Origin of the sequence: Paenibacillus beijingensis (assembly GCF_000961095.1) — a bacterium.
GTDB classification, from domain to species: Bacteria; Bacillota; Bacilli; order Paenibacillales; family Paenibacillaceae; genus Paenibacillus_O; species Paenibacillus_O beijingensis.
In genome coordinates this window covers 5602603-5621206 of the sequence record NZ_CP011058.1, presented here as the reverse complement: position 1 = coordinate 5621206, position 18604 = coordinate 5602603, and the positions used below count along the sequence as shown (strand labels likewise).

The window sequence follows — 18604 nt, the reverse complement described above, 5'->3', positions numbered from 1 at the left end:
CCCTTGATCGGTTCGTTCGTTTACGCTTTTGAAGCAGAAGGGCTTGAAATACGACGAAAACATGCATATGGGACAGCCCCTTGTTTTGGTTAACGACGCATCCGGAAACTGGCCTGCCTGACGTTTGAAAGAGTAACGGCACGCGGCTTAGAACGAGACTGTGGGCTGAGCGGGCCTCCGACTTTAGTCCAGTAGGAAATCAGACCCCAGCCGTTTCCGGGAAGTTAGACGAACGTTTATGCTTGTAATGAAAGTAATTTAGAAAATAAAACCAGAGCAGTACAAAAAAGAGAGAGTGGAAGGGAAGATGAGTGGTGAGGTCATTAATTCAAGGAGCATTTCGCAACAAAGCGGCGGTGATTCTATGTGTGGTCATGGTGCTTGGTTTAGGGGTGTTCAGTTACTTTAAGCTTCCGATGGAGTTTCTGCCGGAAGCGGACAACCCGATGGTAACCGTTACCGCGATCGGCCCGGGGTACGACGCAGCGTCGATGGAATCGCTTGTCACCGGTCCGCTGGAGCAGGCCGTATCGGGCGTCAAGGGGAAAACGAACGCTTTCTCCACATCGGGTGACGGGTATTCGCAGGTCAATCTTTCCTTTGATTCCGCAACGAATATGAAAGACGCGAAAGCCGAAGTGGAGCGTGCGGTAAACGCCGTCCAGCTTCCGGAGCGGGTTTCGCCGCCGTATGTCATCCAGTTCAACACCTCGATGATTCCGATCTCGTTTGTGACGCTTTCGTTTAAAGACGGTATGGGAGAGCTCGAGCGCGACAACGCCGAGAAGCAGGTCATCGACGCATTCCGGGACATTGACGGCGTAGGAACGGTCGAGCTGTCCGGCAAGTCGCAGCCGAAAGTAAGCGTCGTTCCGGATGAAGCGAAGCTGGCGGCGCACCGCGTTCCGCTGCAGGCGCTGTACGGCGTGCTTCAAGGAAGAAACGCATCGGCATCGGTCGGAGAAAGCGTACTGGACGGAGCTTCGGTCAATCTGAACGTTGCTTCCACACTGAAGGATGTCGAGACGCTGAAAAAGCTTCCCGTTGCACCAGGGGTAACGCTCGGCGACGTCGCCGATGTGAAACAGATCAACGATCAGGAAAGCGTCAGCCGGATTGGCGGTCAAGACGCGCTCATGCTGACGATATCCAAAAGCGCCAACGCAAATGCCGTCAAAGTCGGCGATGGCGTGAAAGATACGATCGAGCAGCTGAATAAGGATATTCCCGGCGCGACTTTGAAAGTGGTCATCAGCACGTCGGAGCAGGTCGTTCATTCCGTCAACAGCATGATGCGCGAAGTATTGATGGGCGCCTTGTTCGCAACTCTCGTCATTCTCGTTTTTATTCGCAATATCCGGGCAACGCTTGTCACGATCGTTTCGATTCCGCTGTCGCTTGGTCTCACGCTATATTTGCTGGACGTGTCGGGCGTTACGCTGAATATTTTAACGCTGGGCGGCGTTGCCGTGGCTGTCGGCCGTCTGGTGGACGACAGCATTGTCGTCATCGAAAATATTTTCCGCAGGCTGCAAAAAGAATCGTTCTCGCCGGCGCTCGTCATCGATGCGACCCGGGAAGTTTCGACCGCGATTACGGCTTCGACACTAGCAACAGTCGCGGTGTTCATGCCGATGGGGCTGCTGCGCGGTTCGCTGCAATCGTTCCTGCTTCCTTTTGCCTTGACGGTAACGTACTCGCTGCTCTCATCGCTGCTGGTCGCACTGATGGTCATTCCGCTTATGAGCGCCGGCATTCTGAAAAATGTGAAGCTGCGCGAACATAAACCGTCCGAGCGGTTCTCGAAGTTTCTCGCTTGGAACCTGAACCATAAATGGCTTCCGCTTGTCACGGCGTTTCTGCTGCTCGTCGGTTCGATCGGCGCCTATTTCGCGATGCCGAAAGGAGCCATCGATTCCTCCAGCGCATCCAACTTAAACGTTTCGCTTGAATACAAGCCGGATACGCCGATCGCCCTGGTGCAGGAGGAAGGGAAGAAGCTGGAGTCGTTCCTCATGAAGCAGGAAGGCCAGGAATGGGTTTGGATGCAAATGGGCAACAGCGCCGACGGCGCGAAGTACGGCCAGGTCTCGTCGCCGACGCTTGTTACGTTCATGGTGCAAATGAAAGAAGGGGCCGACGCCGAGAAAATTATCGAAGCGGTGAAGAATGAGCGTGCGAACTATCCGGGCGCCGATCTGAATGCCGGGGCGATGAACATGTTCTCGGACGGCAGCTCTACCGAAGTGTTCGTTGACGTGACCGGCGACGATTTGGCGCAAATTTCGAAGACGGCGGACGAAGTAATGGCCAAAATCAAGCCGATTCAAGATGTGCTTAAAGTGTCGAGCAACCAGCAGGATACGAAGACGGTACACACGCTTGAAGTCGATCCGGCTGTGGCCAAAGCGGGCGATATTGCCGGCCAGCTGCAGGGGATGCTCAACCCGGTTCCGATCGGTGCGCTCACGACGGACGACGGCCAGCTGCAGGTTGTGCTGGAGCCGGCGCTTAAGCCGAAGCAGCAAAGCGACCTGGACAATTTGATTGTGATGACCGATGGCGGTCCGCAGCCGGTATCGAAGGTGGCCAAATGGGTGAAGGAAGAAAAGCCGACGATGTCCTATCACAAGGACGGCAAACCTTACATCCGCATCAGCGCTACGGCTGAACCAAGCCAGCTTTCCGTTGTCGGCGCCAATATTAATAAAGCGGTATCGGAGTTAAAGCCTCCGCAGGGCGTCAACCTGGCCGTTGGCGGCGCATCGGCCGACCAGTCGCAGGATTTCTCGGATCTTGGTATGATCGGACTGATTTCCATCGGCATCGTTTACCTGATCATGGTGCTCACGTTCAAGACGCTGCGCGCTCCGCTCGCGATCATGTTCTCGCTTCCGCTGGCGGCGATCGGCGCCGTTCTCGGCCTCGTCGTCACAGGCGTGAAGCCCGACTTTACCGCCATGTTCGGCGCACTGATGCTGATCGGCATCGTCGTTACGAATGCGATCGTGCTCATTGACCGCGTGAAGCAAAACGAGAAGCAAATGACGATCCGCGAATCGCTGCTCGAAGCGGCGTCGACACGGATGCGGCCGATACTGATGACCGCTGTCGCTACCGTATGCGCCATGCTGCCGCTTGTGTTCGGTTCCACGGAGAGCGGAAGCATCGTATCGCAAAGCCTGGCAATCGTCGTCATCGGCGGTCTGATCGTCGCCACGGCGCTTACGCTTATCATTGTGCCTTGCATCTATGAGCTGATGTTCTTCCGCAAATCGGCGCGCCAGCGCCGGTCGAAAAATCAGCATTCCGCTGTCGCCTAACCACAGGCGGCACGAAAGGGGCCGCCCCTAAAGGTCTATGCGACCTTCGGGGGCGGCCCCTCGCCGTTTGCGGAATATGTTCGCTTGCTGGAGCGGTTTCTTCATCAAATCTCCATTTTTAAAACTTTTTTGATAAAAAAAGGGATCGAAAAAAGGAGACGGATTTATCGTTGGCGAAAAGAAAAATAACGGGTTCCCCAGATAGGGATTTCCGCAAAACAAAAACGCTTTCATTGACCGGGGAAGCCGCTCTGCACTGCTTGTTTGGAAGCGCATCAATTCGGTTAAAAAGGAGAGTCGAAAGCGAGCGGATGGAAACGTTTTATCATTGAAACGGTGTGGAGGGGAAAGCAGAAAAACGGTGTCCAATTTGCATTAATTTCGCTATAATGAAACTAAATCGCGGCATGGTTTCATTCGAAGCAAGTAATCGCATTCATTGAATCCGTCCGGAGGTGCCAACAGATGATGGTAACGGAGACGCCCAGTGGCCTGTCCATGCGCGATCTGTATTTGTTTAATCAAGGGGATCTGCACCACAGCTACCGCACGCTCGGAGCTCATATCCGGCGTGAAGGCAAGCGGAAAGGAGTCCGCTTTGCCGTGTGGGCGCCAAATGCCGCCGAAGTCCGGGTAGCCGGCGATTTCAACGGCTGGCAGGGCTCTTCCCATGTGATGGAAGCGGCAGGCAGTACGGGAGTGTGGGAATTGTTCATCCCCGGCATTGGAGAAGGAACGCTATACAAGTACGAAATGATAACCCGGGACGGCCACAAGCTGCTTAAAGCCGACCCATATGCGTTTGCATCCGAGCTGAGGCCCGGCAGGGCTTCCGTCGTGACGGACCTCTCCGGGTACAAATGGAAGGACGAAGCTTGGGAAGAAGCCAAAAGAAGCAATCCGCCTTACCGGCAGCCGATGCTCATCTATGAAGTGCATTTGGGATCCTGGAAGCTGAAAGGCAAGGAACTATTTTACACTTATGACGAGCTGTCGACCGATCTGGTCGATTATGTTCATAAGCTGGGCTACACGCATATCGAGCTGCTCCCGCTCGGCGAACACCCCTTCGACAAGTCCTGGGGCTACCAAATGACCGGTTACTTCTCTCCGACGAGCCGTTACGGCAGTCCGAAAGGGCTGATGCGTTTCGTCGACCGCTGCCACAAACGGGGGATCGGCGTCATTATGGATTGGGTGCCCGGCCATTTCTGCAAGGACGACCACGGCCTGAGGCTGTTCGACGGGACGCCCTTGTACGAAGGATCGGATCCGAAGCGGGCGGAAAAGCCGCTGTGGGGGACAAACGCCTTTGACTTCGGACGTACGGAAGTGCAGAGCTTTCTCATCTCCAACGCGCTGTACTGGATGGATGTCTACCATATCGACGGGATTCGCGTGGACGCGGTTGCGAGCATGACCGATCTTAGATTCGACAAACCGCCGGAGCTCCAGACGACCAATAGGTACGGTGGCCATGAGAATCTCGAAGCGGTAGCCTTTTTGAAAAAGCTGAACGAAACGATCTTTCATTATTATCCTCATGCGCTCATGATTGCGGAAGATTCATCCGCATGGCCGGGTGTCACCTCACCGACATACATGGGCGGTCTGGGGTTCAATTTCAAGTGGAACATGGGCTGGATGAACGACATGCTCCGTTACATGGAGATGGACCCGTCCGAGCGTCCAAACTATCATAACCTCATCACGTTTTCGATCATGTACGCTTACTCCGAAAATTTCGTGCTTCCGCTGTCTCATGACGAGGTGGTGCACGGGAAACGTTCCTTATTAAATAAAATGCCTGGCGAGTACTCTGAAAAATTTGCGCAGCTGCGTCTGTTTTACGCTTTCTGGATCAGTCATCCCGGAAAGAAGCTGCTCTTTATGGGCGGCGAGTTCGGTCAATTCGACGAGTGGAAAGATACCGAGCCTCTCGATTGGATGGTGCTCGGGTATGAATCTCACTCCTTCATGAAGGAATATACAAAAAAGCTGAACAGCTTATACCTCAAGCAATCTTCTCTGTGGGCAGACGATTTCCGGCCGGAAGGATTTCAGTGGATCGATGTCAACAACTGGCAGCAGTCCATAATATCTTTCATCCGCAGGGATACCGACACGGGCCGGTTCACCGTGATGATCGGCAATTTTTCGAAGACCGATTATCCGGAATACCGAGTGGGAGTTCCTGAGAAAGGCAAATACAAGCTGCTTCTGAACAGCGACGATGCAAAGTATGGCGGCGGCAGTTCAACAATTCCAACGGGTTACTCCAGCAAGCCGGTTCCGATGCACGGCTTCGATCACAGCATTACGCTGCACTTACCCCCGCTATCGTTTCTGATTCTGGCTTTCGAGCCGCGGGGCAAACAATAACAAGGAGTTGGAGTCCATGGGACATAAGGAAATGATCGCCATGCTGCTCGCTGGAGGGGAAGGGAAAAGGCTCGGCGTTCTGACCAAGGATATGGCCAAACCGGCCGTACATTTCGGCGGGAAATACCGGATTATCGATTTCACTCTCAGCAATTGCGCCCATTCGGGTATTGACACGGTCGGCGTGCTCACCCAGTACCAACCGCTCGTCCTGAACCGTTATCTGGGTATCGGAAGCCCATGGGGACTGGACCGCAGCAACGGCGGAATGGCAATTCTGCCGCCTTATGTCAAGCAGATGGGGGGCGACTGGTACAAAGGTACGGCCAACGCCATCTATCAAAACATGGGTTTTATCGACCGGTACGAACCGGATTACGTGCTGATCATTTCCGGCGACCACATCTATAAGATGGACTATCAGCATATGCTGGAGCATCATAAGGCGCGCGGCGCGGATGTGACGATCGCCGGACTTCAAGTGGATCTGAAAGACGCGAGCCGCTTCGGCGTCATGCATATCGGCGAAGACGACTCGATCGTCGACTTTGAGGAAAAGCCGAAAAATCCCGTCAGCAACATCGTATCCATGGGCGTTTATATTTTTTCGTGGAAGGTGCTGCAGAAGTATTTGATTCACGACGAAGCCGACGAGCTGTCCGGTCACGATTTCGGAAAGGATATCATTCCGGCCATGCTTGCAGACGGCATACGTCTCCATATGTATCCGTTCCATGGTTATTGGAAAGACGTCGGCACGATTGAAAGCTTATGGGAAGCGAACATGGATCTGCTCGGCCAGGAGCCGAAGCTCGACTTGTCCGACCGGAACTGGCGCATCTTCACGGTGAACGCCAACCGCCCGGGTCATTACATTTCAGCGGAAGCGGCCGTTTCAGGTTCGATTATTTCCGAAGGATGCGTAATCGAAGGGGAAGTCGACCGCTCTGTTTTGTTCAACGGCGTAGAGACGGGACCGGATAGCATCGTAAACCAGTCGGTCATTATGCCGGGTGTGCAAATAGGAGCCGGAGCGAAAATTTACCGCGCCATAGTCGGCGAAGGAGCCGTAATCGAGGCCGGAGTTACGATCGGCGACCCGGACGAAGAGGCGATTACAGTCGTAGCCAGCGATGAATTAGTGACAAACGGACAATCCCAGCTGGAGGTTGAACAGCCATGATCAAAAAGGCGATGGGCGTTATAAATCTGATTCAGGAAGCCGACGAGCTGGGAAGTCTTACGGAGGGACGCTGCCCCGCCACCGTGCCGTTCGGGGCGCGGTACCGGCTGATTGATTTTATTTTATCCAGCATGGTCAGCTCCGGGATATCGAAGGTGGCGGTGTTCGCACATACAAAATACCGCTCGCTGATGGATCATCTTGGCGCCGGCCGGCCTTGGGATCTGCATACCCGCCAAAGCGGTCTGTTTATTTTGCCGCCGGTCACCGATTCGGTCAGTGAACTGAGCCGCGGCGATTTATATCATTTCTTTCAGCACCGGGATTACTTTCAGCGCAGCCCGCTTGAATATGTCGTCATCTCCCGCAGCCATATCGTGTGCAACATCGACCTTGGTCCGGTTATTGAAGAGCATGAACGAAGCGGTGCGGATATCACCGTCGTGTACAAACGTCAAAGCGATATTCTCGGCGGTATGGCCCGCACTTTGCAGCTGGACGGAAGCGGCAGAGTGATCGCGATGCAGGAGCCTTACGGCCGAATGGAAAGTGACCTCGTTTCGATGGAAATTTACGTCATGAAGAAAAATTTATTGATGGATCTGGTGGAATCGTCGCTCTCGCGGGGACAGGATCATCTTGTTCGTCACGCGATCCTCTCAAGAATCGGCGAGCTCCATATACACGGGTACGAGTATAAAGGTTACCTCGGTGTGGTAAATACTGTAAATGCATATTATCGAAACAGCATGCAGCTGCTGCGGCCGGAAGTGTGGAAAGAGCTGTTTTTTCAACCGTCCGCCATTTACACCAAAATTAAAGACGAGCCGCCGACCCGTTACCTTGATGGGGCCAAAACCGGAAACTCTCTGATTGCAAACGGCTGCATTATCGAAGGAACGGTGATCAACAGCGTGCTGTTCCGAGGGGTGCACGTCGGAAAAGGAGCGGTGATCCGTAACAGCATCGTGATGCAGAACGGGCAAATCGGAGCGGGAAGCAGCCTGGATCGTGTGATTTTGGACAAAGACGCCCGGGTCGAAGAGGGACGGGACATACGGGGAGCCGATGAACAGCCCTTTATGGCCGGCAAACGCATCGTGATCTGAACCGGCAATAACAACGAACGGATAGGGGGAGTAAAGAACATGAATATCTTATTTGCCACATCCGAAGCGGTGCCGCTCGCCAAGACGGGCGGCCTGGCCGATGTCGCGGGCGCCTTGCCTAAGGCGCTCTGCGGCCGCGGCGCCGATACAAGAATCATCATGCCCAAATACGAGGATATCCCGTGGGACTTCCTCGAACGGTTTGAGACGGTGGACGTCTTCTCCGTCCAATTGGGCTGGAGGATACAGTATTGCGGCCTGCTCAAAGGCGTCGTCGACGGCGTTGTTTATTACCTGATCGATAACGAATATTATTTCCGCCGGCACGGCTTGTACGGTTACGAGGACGATCCGGAGCGGTTTGTGTTTTTTTGCTCCGCGGTCATGGAGAGTATCCGCCGCCTCGACTTCCGTCCCGATATCATCCACTGCCACGATTGGCAGACGGGTCTTATCCCTTTCCTGCTTAGAAGGCGCTATGCCTTCGACCCGGCTTTCGCCGGCACGTACAGCGTATTTACGATTCACAATTTGAGATACCAGGGCATATTCGGCAAAGAGAAAATGATGGATCTGATCGGCATGGGACCGGAAATTTTCGACGATTACGGTCTCGGACATAACGATGCGGCCAACTGCATGAAGGGAGGCCTGCAGTTTGCGGACAAGCTGACGACGGTCAGCGAGACATACGCCAACGAAATCCAACATCCGTTCTACGGGGAAGGCTTGGACGGGCTGCTGCGCTGGCGGGCGGGCGATCTGTCGGGCATCGTCAACGGGATCGATACGGATTTGTTCGATCCGATGAACGACCCGGCGATCGACACGCCGTACCGCAATTCGCTCCCGCGCAAACGCCGCAACAAGCTGGCGCTGCAGCGAGAGCTCGGGCTGCCGGAATCGGAAGAAATCCCTGTCATCGGGATCGTATCGCGCATGGTGGAGCAGAAAGGGTTCGATTTGATCGAGGGCGTGTTCGGAGAATTGCTGGACGAACCGGTGCAGTTCGCCGTTCTCGGCTCGGGAGACTGGCGCTATGAGGAGATGTTCCGCTATGCGGCAGAACACCGGAAGGATAAAATCGCCGTCCGGCTCGGTTACGACGACGGCTTGGCCAGACGGATTTATGCAGGCTCCGACATGTATCTGATGCCCTCGCTGTTTGAGCCCTGCGGACTGAGCCAGCTGCTTGCGCTGCGTTACCGTACCGTTCCGATTGTGCGCGAGACGGGCGGACTAGTCGACACGGTCCGGCCATATAATGAATATACTGGAGAAGGCAGCGGTTTCAGTTTCTCAAGTTACAATGCCCACGAAATGCTGTATACGATACAAAGGGCGCTTCGACTGTACAAGGACGAGAACGCATGGAAGAGCATTGTCCTCAATGGAACCAAGGATGATTACAGCTGGAGCCGTTCTGCAAAGGCCTATCTCGCGATTTATGAACAACTCGCTTCGAAGCGAAAGGAGCAGGAATCATGGCCCGTCACCTCGTAATCGGAAATGGTAAAATGCTGCTCAACTTGGATTCGAACTGTTATATCCGGGATATCTTTTATCCTTATGTCGGTCAGCTTAATCATGTGGGAGGCCAGTATTGCCGCGTTGGTCTGTGGGCCGGCGGGGCTTTCTCCTGGCTGGATGACCCCGCTTGGGAATTCAGCCTCGATTATATTGAAGATTCGCTTGTGACCAATGTAATAGCCCGCCATGAAGGACTGGGCGTCGAGCTGCAAATGAATGACGGCATTCACCAGCGGGAATGCATCTATATTAAACGGGTTGTCATCCGCAACCAATCGCCGGAAACGAAAGAATACCGCCTTTTTTTCAATCAGGATTTGATGATCGACGGTACCGAGGTCGGCGACACGGCCGCTTACTACCCCGATAACCACACGCTGTTTCACTATAAGCGCTCCTCGTATTTCATGTTTAACGGATTCTCCGACGAAGGCGGAATGATGCAGTACTCCACCGGCATTAAACGGTTTCATTCCGCGGAAGGGACATGGCGCGACGCCGAGGACGGCGTGCTGATGGGCAATGCCATCGCCCAAGGTTCGGTAGATTCCACGATGAGCTTCCGCACGATCATTCCGGCCGGAGGCCAGAAGACGATCTATTACTGGATGTCGATCGGCCAAAGCTTGGAAGAAGTGAAGGAACTGAACCAGTATGTGCAGGACAATCATCCCGAAAAGCTGCTCAGCCGGATCGTCATTTATTGGAATCATTGGCTGGGCCGGGCGGAGACGAACCTCGGCAACTTGCCCGAAAGCGTCGCGCGCATGTTCAAGATCAGCCTGCTGATGGTCCGGACGCAAATCGACGAGCGCGGCGCCATTATCGCCGCCAACGATACGGACATTCTCCAGTATAATCGCGATCACTACAGTTACATGTGGCCGCGCGACGGGGCGCTGGTGGCCGATGCGATGTCGCTGGCCGGCTACCAGAGCGTCATTGCCCCATTTTTCACCTTCTGTTCCAAGGCACTGACTCCGGACGGTTATTTAAACCATAAGTTCAACCCCGACGGAACGGTCGGTTCGAGCTGGCATCCTTATATTGTGCAAGGAAGCCGGAGGCTGCCGATTCAGGAAGACGAGACGGCGCTTGTCCTGTTCGCGCTCTGGCGCGACTATACCCGTCATCAGGTGATCGAGCTTCCGCAGTCGCTGTACAGCAATTTGATCCGCAAGGCGGCATCGTTTTTGAGCCAATATATGGAGCATTCGCTCTCGTTGCCGAAGCCGAGCTACGACTTGTGGGAAGAGCGGTACGGCATTTGGACGTACACGGCCGCTTCCGTATACGGCGGCATGATGGCAGCCGCTTTCTTCACGGAGCTGTTCGGCGATTACGAACGAAGCGATCATTACCGCAATACGGCGGAATCGATTAAGGAAGGGATTCTGACCCATCTTTGGAATGATGAAGAGGGGCGTTTCGCCCGCGGGCTGATCCAAAAGGACGGCCGCTGGGTGAAAGATATGACGCTGGAGAGCAGCTTGTTCGCCGTGCTGGAATTCGGCGTGCTGCCTGCCGACGACGACCGGGTTGTCCGTACGATGAATGCGATTAAGGAGGGGCTCGCGGTCCGGACGAATGTCGGAGGCATCGCCCGCTATACGAATGACTACTACTTCCAGCAATCCGGGGAGATTGACAAGGTGCCGGGCAACCCTTGGATCATATGCACGCTCTGGATTGCCAATTTCGAAATCGATTGCGCGCGCAAACTGTCGGATCTGGAAGGGGCGCGCCGCACGCTGGAATGGGTCGTTTCCCACGCTCTGCCGAGCGGCGTGCTGCCGGAGCAGCTCAACCCGTACGACGGCAGCCCGCTCTCCGTGGCGCCGCTCACCTGGTCGCACGCGACGTTTGTGCAAAGCGTATGCAAGTATGCCCACAAGTATGCGGAGCTGACCGCCAGCCCTTGACTTGGAGCATGACGGTTGAATGCATCGATTGTTCATTGCGCCTGCTGCAGCCGGCTCCGGCGCAGCAGGCGCATCCAATTTCGGAACGATCCGGACTCGGCTGGTTAAGAACGACAGGCATATCGAGTAAACCGGGAAACAAGCCGTGGCAGGCAAATCGTGCGTTAACGCAAGGGGGAACAACAATGAAAAGACTGCTGGAAACAGCAAGACTGCTGCTGTGCTCGGCTGATCATACGGACGCCCCGGTTATACTTGATTTTGTGAAGCGAAACGCGGCTGATCTGGAGCAATGGGAAATTAAACGCACTCCGCAGTACTATACGGAACCGATGCAGGCGGAGCTGCTTGCGCGTGACGAACGGGAGTCGACGGAAGGGCGCCTGTTCAAGGTGTGGCTTGTCCAGAAGAGCGACAAGGAGCGGATTATCGGCTCGGTAGCGCTGAGCAATATTGTGCGGGGAGCGTTTCAATCGTGCCACTTGGGATACAAAATGGACAGCGGGTTGCGGAACAGAGGCTTTATGACCGAAGCGATCCGGGCGGTTGTCCGCCACGCGTTCGCAGACATGCGGCTGCACCGGATTGAAGCGAACATAATGCCGCGCAATGAAGCTTCCTTGCAGGTGGTCCGCAAGCTGGGATTTCAAGACGAAGGGCTGGCGCGCCGCTACTTGAACATTAACGGCAAATGGGAAGATCATATTCATATGGTGCTGCTTAACGATCGGATCGAATAACGGCCTATTTGTTCTTTTCCTTACGTTTAGATAGCTCAAGACGGTCCTGCCGCTGCAGAGCCGTCTTGAGCTTTTTCTCATATGGAGCGGAATTAAAAGAATTTACAGGTCTTCAGGACGATGACCAGCAGGATGAACAGAACGAGGACGACTCCTGCGCTGGTTCCCTTGAATTTGCAGCCAACGCCAGCTCCTGCTACCGGGTAACTCATGCCGCGCATACCTCCAGATGGTATTGGAATTAACGTGACCGCTTCGGGTCACAGCAACAGTGTATGCGGCGAACGTACGGCTTGGCATAGTCAATTGTCCCTGGATCCGCTTGATTCATGCAGCCGACTTGTTCAATCATCGGTAGTAGAGGAGCTTGGTACGTAAGCCGTTAAGGAATAAGGCAGCGGCCCGGAAAATTGACGGAAATGTTTGATCCGCGCGTCGCCGGTAAAGTTTACGGTGTTGCCCGCAAGCAATACGGAAGAGGCGCCAACCGACATCGTCTTTATGGACCCTACACAAATGCGGGGGCATTCGTTTACGGTGTTTACCTTAACTCCTCGTTCGCCGATTGGCCGCAGAGCGGGCTGGGGGAGCGAAAACAGACCGAAGCTTTCAAACTCGACGGTGCCGCCCGCCGTATGATCCATCTGGCGCTGGACGGCGAGCGCTCTCAGCTTGGCGTTAATGTCGGTTGTATCTCCGATCAGAACGACCCCTGAGAGCGAAACGAGAATGATGTCGATCGAACCGATTTCTGCGGTACGGATATTATCGTCGTGGGCAGTCACCGGATCGTCAGCTCCGTTTCCCGGCCGGTTTCGTCATGCTGTTTCCCGAGACGGAAGAAGCATGGGCGGCGGCCGGCGTTGTTGTTGATACGGATTTTGCGGGCGCAATTGCGGAACTTGAACCGGCCTTACCGTCGTTATCCGCTCTTTCTTCAGGCTCGGCCGGCGAAGAGGAGGACGGCGGCGGCAGCGGAGCAAACGGACCGATAATAACGCTCTCCGGCGGAGTGTCGAAATACGAATACAAGTTGATGCAGTCGGTGTCCCCTATTTGAAGCAGGGAAGCGCTTGAGACTCCTGTAAGCTCGATACTGCCGACGTTCAGCGCATAATTGGTAACGTTGAAATTCATTGGCTGGATCCTCCATTAACGGCGCCGCTTCGCTCTGATGCGATTCGTTTCAAATACTGCCGGATGGCTGCTTCCGCATCGCGCAACGTACAGTCCGTCACCTGATCGATCATGATCTGCTGGGGATCCGTCTTCTCATCTTGACGTCTCCCCTTCTCCTCATTGCGGTAGTGCTGCAAATAATGCTGGATGCGCGCCGGAAGCTGTTTGCGGATGTCGACCAGCACCATCTGCCGGTGATGCGTGTCAAGCTTTAGTCCGAATTCAGCCTCCATTTGTTCCATTACGCCGGATGCGCGCTGATCCATATAATTATCGGCCTGAGCCATCGCCTGCTGCAGGAGATGGGGCGACTGCATCTGCTGCGGCGTAAAGGTTTGCGGACCCGCGGCAGGGGAAGAAACGGACACAGGTCCGGAAGGGGACGGAAATACGCCGGTTCCGCCTTGTACATGATTCGGAATGGAAAGCTGTCCGAGCTCTTCCAGCTGGCCGGAGCCGGGCGGCGTCATTCCGATATTCAGCGTACCGTCCAGTTTTTCTACCTTCAACTGGTCAAAATGATACTCCAGTTTTTCAATCGTACAAGAGGGCTTCTCTTCAACTTCCTGCAGGCGGCGCGAAAGCCGGTCCACCTGCTGCTGAAGCTGCACGAGCTGCGTTTGCTGCGCCTCCAGCGTCATCTGCATTTGCTGCAGCAGCGGTTGGCCGGGGTTAATGCAGCTGCCGTCCGCCTGCAAGGACGGTTGGGAAGCGCCCGGTCCATACTTTTGAACCGACAGCCCATGAGCCGCCGCAAAACCCGGAAAAGAACCGGGAACAGACCCAGGTACAGTTAGGGGACTGATTCCCGGAAAAGATCCGGATCCAATTGACGAACCTGGAACGAAGCCGCTCTCTGGAACAATCCTCTGAAAAGTCCCGGGATAGCCGGAAAACGCTCCGTTTTGCGCCGGATCCATTTTTTTGTGCCAGTCCGGAAACGGATGATCCATCATGATTTCCCCCTTGCGTCAAGTGGGATGCGGCAGCGGCACTAAGGACAGCGCACTTTCGTCCAACTGCGGCGCCGGTTGGGTGAAACCGCCGGTGTTAAGGAGCTGCGAGTAAGAGCGGATCGAACCGGCGCTGCCGATTTGCAGCACCGAGCTGTTGTTGACGTTCTCCACTCGCAGCTGGTTGATCGTAATGGTCTGGTGGACGGTCAGATTCATACGACGTTACCCGCGCCGGCGGCGACTTTGTTGTTCGGACTATCCTGAACGTCCGGATCCAGCGTGTTGGTGGCACTGACGCCGTTGTTGGCGTTGGCCAGACTGCCGGTCAAAAACGAGCCCGAGCCGGCGTACGTTTTGGAGGTGCTGGAGGGAGACACTTGAACGGTATCGCCAAACTGTACGACGCCGCTGGAGCCGATGCTTACAATATTGACAAATCCGACTACGGATGGCATGTTCCGTCACTCCTTCGGAAATTCATTCTGATGCATCATATGCGGCAAACGCCCAGATGTTCTTAGCTCCTACCCCGCCTTGCAGTCACGGGTCCTTTCTGTCCCGCATAGGCTATGGAAGCGAAGGAGGTGCAGACGGTGGGCTCGAAATGGGAAGACATGCAGAGTTGGCTGGCTAAACAGCAGCTGCCCAAAGGGTTCGACATGATGAAGGAAGCGGACTGGGTCGGGCGTTTGGTCAGGCAGATGATGACATCCGCAATGGAGGGACAGCGGCAGAACGAAGGCGGCCAAAGCCGCGCCGAATTCGTGGAAACGCAGCGTCATCTGCTCGTCAAAATCGCACTGCCCCAAGCTGCGGCCCCCGACAGTCTGCGGCTGCTTGTTCGTGAGGACCGCCTCAAAATAACGGGCTTGCCCGGTCAGGAAGAAGAGCGTATCAAACTACCGAAGCCGGTCATTCCAAGGGCCTGTCAAGCGGCTTACCGCAACGGAATCCTTAAAGTAAAGCTCCGCAAACGCCCGTTCAACCGGAGCTATTTGGAGACGGCAATTCGATACGAATAGATCGGATAAGATTGGATTAGATCGGAATAGATCGAAGTAGATCGAAGTAGATCGAAGTAGATCGGAATAGACGGACGGCGTCCTCGAAAACAGAGCGATAGCGTTTGGTAACCGCTTCCTTTATAATGGATACAGCATGGAAGGGAGTGACGGTGTGTGATTGCCGATGTGAGTGACGTATCGCTTTCGTTGTTTGTGTTTGGCGCCGTATTTTTACTGCTTATTTTTTCGCTGATCAGTGTCGGTGTGCTGCGCATGTTCCAGCAGCGTTACCGTGTAGCATGGTTCAGTTTCGGAGGGGCCGCCGTCAGCTCGATTATTTTTTATTTGCTCTTGAGCGGGTGGTTTCTATAACGCTGCTGCAGCTTATCGTTTATCGTTTATCGTTTATCGCTATAGCACTCTCTTATCTTGTTTGCATGCGGCTGACACTTCATGCAGCGTGCGCTGATTTGCGCTGCGTATGTGTCAGAATGGTGTCTTTTTCCAAATGAAGGGAATATTCGCAACTTTTCCGGTTCCGATGCGTTTATGTTTACGTATTGCCTTTGATGCGGCAAGCATAGAAGAGCGTAACGGAAAAGGAGACGTAGCATGAAATCGTTTAAATGGTTGTTGGTATTTTCGTTTCTTGTCTTACCATTTGCGTGGCAGGGTGAAAAAGCAGCTGCTGAAAGCGCATACCACTCCCTGTTGTTAAAGAAAAACAGTACGGTTATGGTGCTGAACGGAGTCAACTATACATCCGCCCAGCCTGCAACGATAAAAGACGGCATCGCTTATGCGGCGTTCAGCTCGCTGGCTGCCCGGTACGGCTACCGGATATCGTATGATGCGGCAGCCAAGCAATCGGTTGCCCAAAACAGCGAGAACGAAATCCGCTTTAAAGTGAACAGCAAGGCGGTCACGGCAAACGGCAGCGTCGTCCTTTCGCAGGGCGCCTCGTTTATATTGAACGGCTCGCTGATGGTGCCGCTCCGCACCTGGGCAAACTTGACCAAGAGCACGCTGTCGCTCTCAGGCACGGATTACAAGCTGACCTGGCAAATTGTGCAGCCGAAGCCGTCTGCCGCGTTCTCCGTCCTGCCGGCCAAAATTTATACCGGAGACACGGTTACATATGTGGATCAGTCGTTCTCGCCAAGCGGACTGCAAATCGTCGGCGAGCAATGGGAGGGCAGGCAGGATGTGTTTACCGAGCCCGGCACGTACACGATTACGCGCACTGTCTATGACGAGAAGGGCAACTGGAGCGACCCGTATTCGGTCACGATTACGGTTGTGGCGCCGAATCAGCCGCCGGTGGCCGATTTTGCAACGGACAAGACGACGTACCGCATCGGCGAGCCGATTGCCTACTCCGATCTCAGCACCGATGACGGCAACAATATTGTGAAGCGCGAATGGGCAGGCGGCGTCAGTCCGGCGAGCCCTCCGGATGTCTTTTTCGAGTCTGGCGAGAAGACGATTTCCCTGACCGTCACAGACGGCGAAGGGCTGTCCGGCACGGTGGCCAAGACGATTACCGTTACCGATGAGGTGCTCTACTCGCAGGAAGAATACAACAAGCTGTTTACGAAGATCGGCGACAAATATCCGGTGGACGGCGGCTCGGTGCTGGGCATCCCGACGGTTTCGTATGATTTCCAATCGGAAGACGCCATGATGGTACGAAGCAACAGTCCCGAAACGTTAATCCAGGAAGGCGTCGCTTACGATGACCAGTTTTCCGGCAAAGTGCGGCTGATGTTCCATCATCTCAACAAAACCGGGTCCAATCTGAAAATGTATCTTCTCGTCACGAATGACGGTTATCAAACGGCCCGGTTCGGCTACAGCTCTATGGGTACCGGGGGGCCGGACAAGTCGGAAATCAGCACGGGTAAAATGTCAACGATCCGTTACCTGAATTCGCTCGCTTCCAATCCGGCCACGATTTGGACGAGCGTAAAACCGGGCGAAACGAAACTGGTGCTGCCGCAAATCAATGCGACGATCAAGCCGGATCTCGTTTATTCCGGCTATGCCGACGTGGTAACAGACCGGACGCTCAGGTACCGGATCGTTTTCGTCGAAGCGTCCAAGGATCCGCTTAAAGCGGTCGAATCGCTTAGCCTGATGGATCGCGATAACAAACATGTGCGCGGATCGTTCAACAATGCGACGCGAAATATCGATATCGGCGAAATGCTGGGAGAGACGCCGAAGCGTATCGTTCTCGGCGACAACAAACTGGATCCGAACCTGGACGGCATCGACGGCATGACCGGTCTGCTTGAGCTCAATACGGGCAATTTCGGCGTCGTTTATAAAATGAAGCTGAAGCTTGCACCCCGCACGCTTGTCTCGCTCAATGCGCGAGGCGGCCATTATGCCGGCGCCTTCCTAATCAACGGACAAATCGTTCCAATCACAAACATAAGCATCTTGAAAGATAACGGGGAGGCGGCCGTTCTGTACCGCTCCGGCAACTATGCCGAAACGGTCGATATTGTGTTCACGGTCGCATCCGGCAGCAATCTGCCGATTACGATGATGTTCCAGCCGCTGCCGGAACTTCGTTCCTGAGAATGGACCTCCCGTTCTTCCACGCTTTGAAGCCCGCCCCGGTTAAACCGGCCGGCGGGTTTCTTGGTTTGAACTCGGCAGCGTTTCGAAACGTTGACGGAACGAATCAATTGGGGCAAAATGAACGTATACGCGCATTTTGTTTTAAAGCTTATGCTTACGAAGCGGTTTTTGCTTCGCAAAAACTTTAGGAGGATCGTATGCTCATCAAGGTGATGCAGGCTCCCGTCCATGTATACCGCAAAGTCATTTCGCCGCTTAAGCCGCCGACCTGCCGCTTCTATCCGAGCTGTTCCGCATACGCGCTGGAAGCGCTGGAGAAGCACGGGCCGGGCAAAGGCTCCTGGCTTGCGCTGAAGCGGATCGGCAGATGCCATCCATTTCACCCCGGCGGCTTCGATCCCGTTCCCCCGGCGGCTGAAGCGGAGGGCCATCCGTACTCCCATTCTTGACAATATGGCCTTGTTTTCGGTATAGTCTGCTTAAACAGAATTCTCCATTACGTGTAAATACTATTATTCCGATGAACGGATGAGTACTTCCGATCGGCGCCTATCCAGAGAGCCGGGCATTACGCTGCGAGCCGGCAAGGAGCGATGGAAGGAAGATGGTCCGGGAGGGTCCGTTTGCGAGCGCAGGGCATCCGTGTTCCGGCGTAAGCTTACGGCGCAAGCAGCCGGCGTTAACGGC

General features: G+C 54.6%; 15 protein-coding genes and 1 pseudogene. 11 read left to right on the top strand and 5 right to left on the bottom strand.

Going from position 1 to position 18604, the window contains the following annotated elements; all coding sequences use genetic code 11:
- The first annotated feature begins 314 nt into the window (after positions 1-314).
- The 7 genes from VN24_RS25510 to VN24_RS25480 all read left to right on the top strand — a co-directional run bounded on the left by VN24_RS25510 (position 315) and on the right by VN24_RS25480 (position 12189).
- Positions 315-3323, top strand: coding sequence for an efflux RND transporter permease subunit (locus VN24_RS25510; RefSeq protein ID WP_148505311.1), 3009 nt, complete (start codon positions 315-317; stop codon positions 3321-3323).
- Between the two features lie 468 nt (positions 3324-3791).
- Complete coding sequence (gene glgB, locus VN24_RS25505) at positions 3792-5705, top strand: 1,4-alpha-glucan branching protein GlgB (protein WP_045673704.1); 1914 nt, start codon at positions 3792-3794, stop codon at positions 5703-5705.
- 16 nt (positions 5706-5721) lie between these two features.
- Entirely contained in the window at positions 5722-6888 is a 1167-nt protein-coding gene (locus VN24_RS25500) for a glucose-1-phosphate adenylyltransferase (RefSeq protein ID WP_045672726.1), read from the top strand.
- A complete protein-coding gene (gene glgD, locus VN24_RS25495; RefSeq protein ID WP_045672725.1) occupies positions 6885-7997 on the top strand; it encodes a glucose-1-phosphate adenylyltransferase subunit GlgD in 1113 nt (370 codons plus the stop codon). The genes VN24_RS25500 and glgD overlap by 4 nt, the downstream gene beginning before the upstream one ends.
- Positions 7998-8036: 39 nt before the next feature.
- On the top strand, positions 8037-9500 hold the full coding sequence (gene glgA, locus VN24_RS25490; protein ID WP_045672724.1) for a glycogen synthase GlgA: 1464 nt from the start codon (positions 8037-8039) through the stop codon (positions 9498-9500).
- Positions 9482-11449 (top strand): glycoside hydrolase family 15 protein, encoded by a 1968-nt coding sequence (locus VN24_RS25485; protein ID WP_045672723.1) that lies wholly within the window; start codon positions 9482-9484, stop codon positions 11447-11449. Before glgA ends, VN24_RS25485 begins: the two co-directional genes overlap by 19 nt.
- A 185-nt stretch (positions 11450-11634) precedes the next feature.
- Positions 11635-12189 (top strand): GNAT family N-acetyltransferase, encoded by a 555-nt coding sequence (locus tag VN24_RS25480; RefSeq protein WP_045672722.1) that lies wholly within the window; start codon positions 11635-11637, stop codon positions 12187-12189.
- Positions 12190-12533: 344 nt separating this feature from the next.
- On the opposite strand, the gene VN24_RS25475 is transcribed toward VN24_RS25480, so the two are convergent.
- The 5 genes and pseudogenes from VN24_RS25475 to VN24_RS25455 all read right to left on the bottom strand — a co-directional run bounded on the left by VN24_RS25475 (position 12534) and on the right by VN24_RS25455 (position 14779).
- Positions 12534-12974: a spore germination protein GerPE gene (locus tag VN24_RS25475; protein ID WP_052703148.1), complete on the bottom strand. Its 441-nt coding sequence runs from the start codon at positions 12972-12974 to the stop codon at positions 12534-12536.
- Between the two features lie 175 nt (positions 12975-13149).
- Positions 13150-13326, bottom strand: a pseudogene (locus VN24_RS25470) (spore gernimation protein GerPD); the annotation flags it as partial.
- Entirely contained in the window at positions 13323-14324 is a 1002-nt protein-coding gene (gene gerPC, locus VN24_RS25465) for a spore germination protein GerPC (protein ID WP_082084136.1), read from the bottom strand. The pseudogene VN24_RS25470 and the gene gerPC, both read right to left, overlap by 4 nt.
- 15 nt (positions 14325-14339) lie before the next feature.
- Positions 14340-14540 carry a spore germination protein GerPB gene (locus tag VN24_RS25460; RefSeq protein WP_045672720.1) on the bottom strand — a complete coding sequence of 67 codons (201 nt, stop codon included), beginning with the start codon at positions 14538-14540 and terminating at the stop codon, positions 14340-14342.
- Positions 14537-14779: a spore germination protein gene (locus VN24_RS25455; RefSeq protein ID WP_045672719.1), complete on the bottom strand. Its 243-nt coding sequence runs from the start codon at positions 14777-14779 to the stop codon at positions 14537-14539. The genes VN24_RS25460 and VN24_RS25455 overlap by 4 nt, the downstream gene beginning before the upstream one ends.
- A 138-nt stretch (positions 14780-14917) precedes the next feature.
- Between VN24_RS25455 and VN24_RS25450 the strand changes: the two genes are divergently transcribed.
- From VN24_RS25450 to yidD, 4 genes are all read left to right on the top strand, one after another.
- Positions 14918-15346, top strand: a complete 429-nt coding sequence (locus VN24_RS25450; RefSeq protein ID WP_045672718.1) for an Hsp20/alpha crystallin family protein — start codon at positions 14918-14920, stop codon at positions 15344-15346.
- Between the two features lie 156 nt (positions 15347-15502).
- Complete coding sequence (locus tag VN24_RS25445) at positions 15503-15700, top strand: hypothetical protein (RefSeq protein WP_045672717.1); 198 nt, start codon at positions 15503-15505, stop codon at positions 15698-15700.
- 240 nt (positions 15701-15940) lie between these two features.
- Entirely contained in the window at positions 15941-17914 is a 1974-nt protein-coding gene (locus VN24_RS25440) for a stalk domain-containing protein (protein ID WP_052703147.1), read from the top strand.
- Positions 17915-18114: 200 nt separating this feature from the next.
- Positions 18115-18366 (top strand): membrane protein insertion efficiency factor YidD, encoded by a 252-nt coding sequence (gene yidD, locus VN24_RS25430; RefSeq protein ID WP_045672715.1) that lies wholly within the window; start codon positions 18115-18117, stop codon positions 18364-18366.
- Positions 18367-18604: the final 238 nt, after the last annotated feature.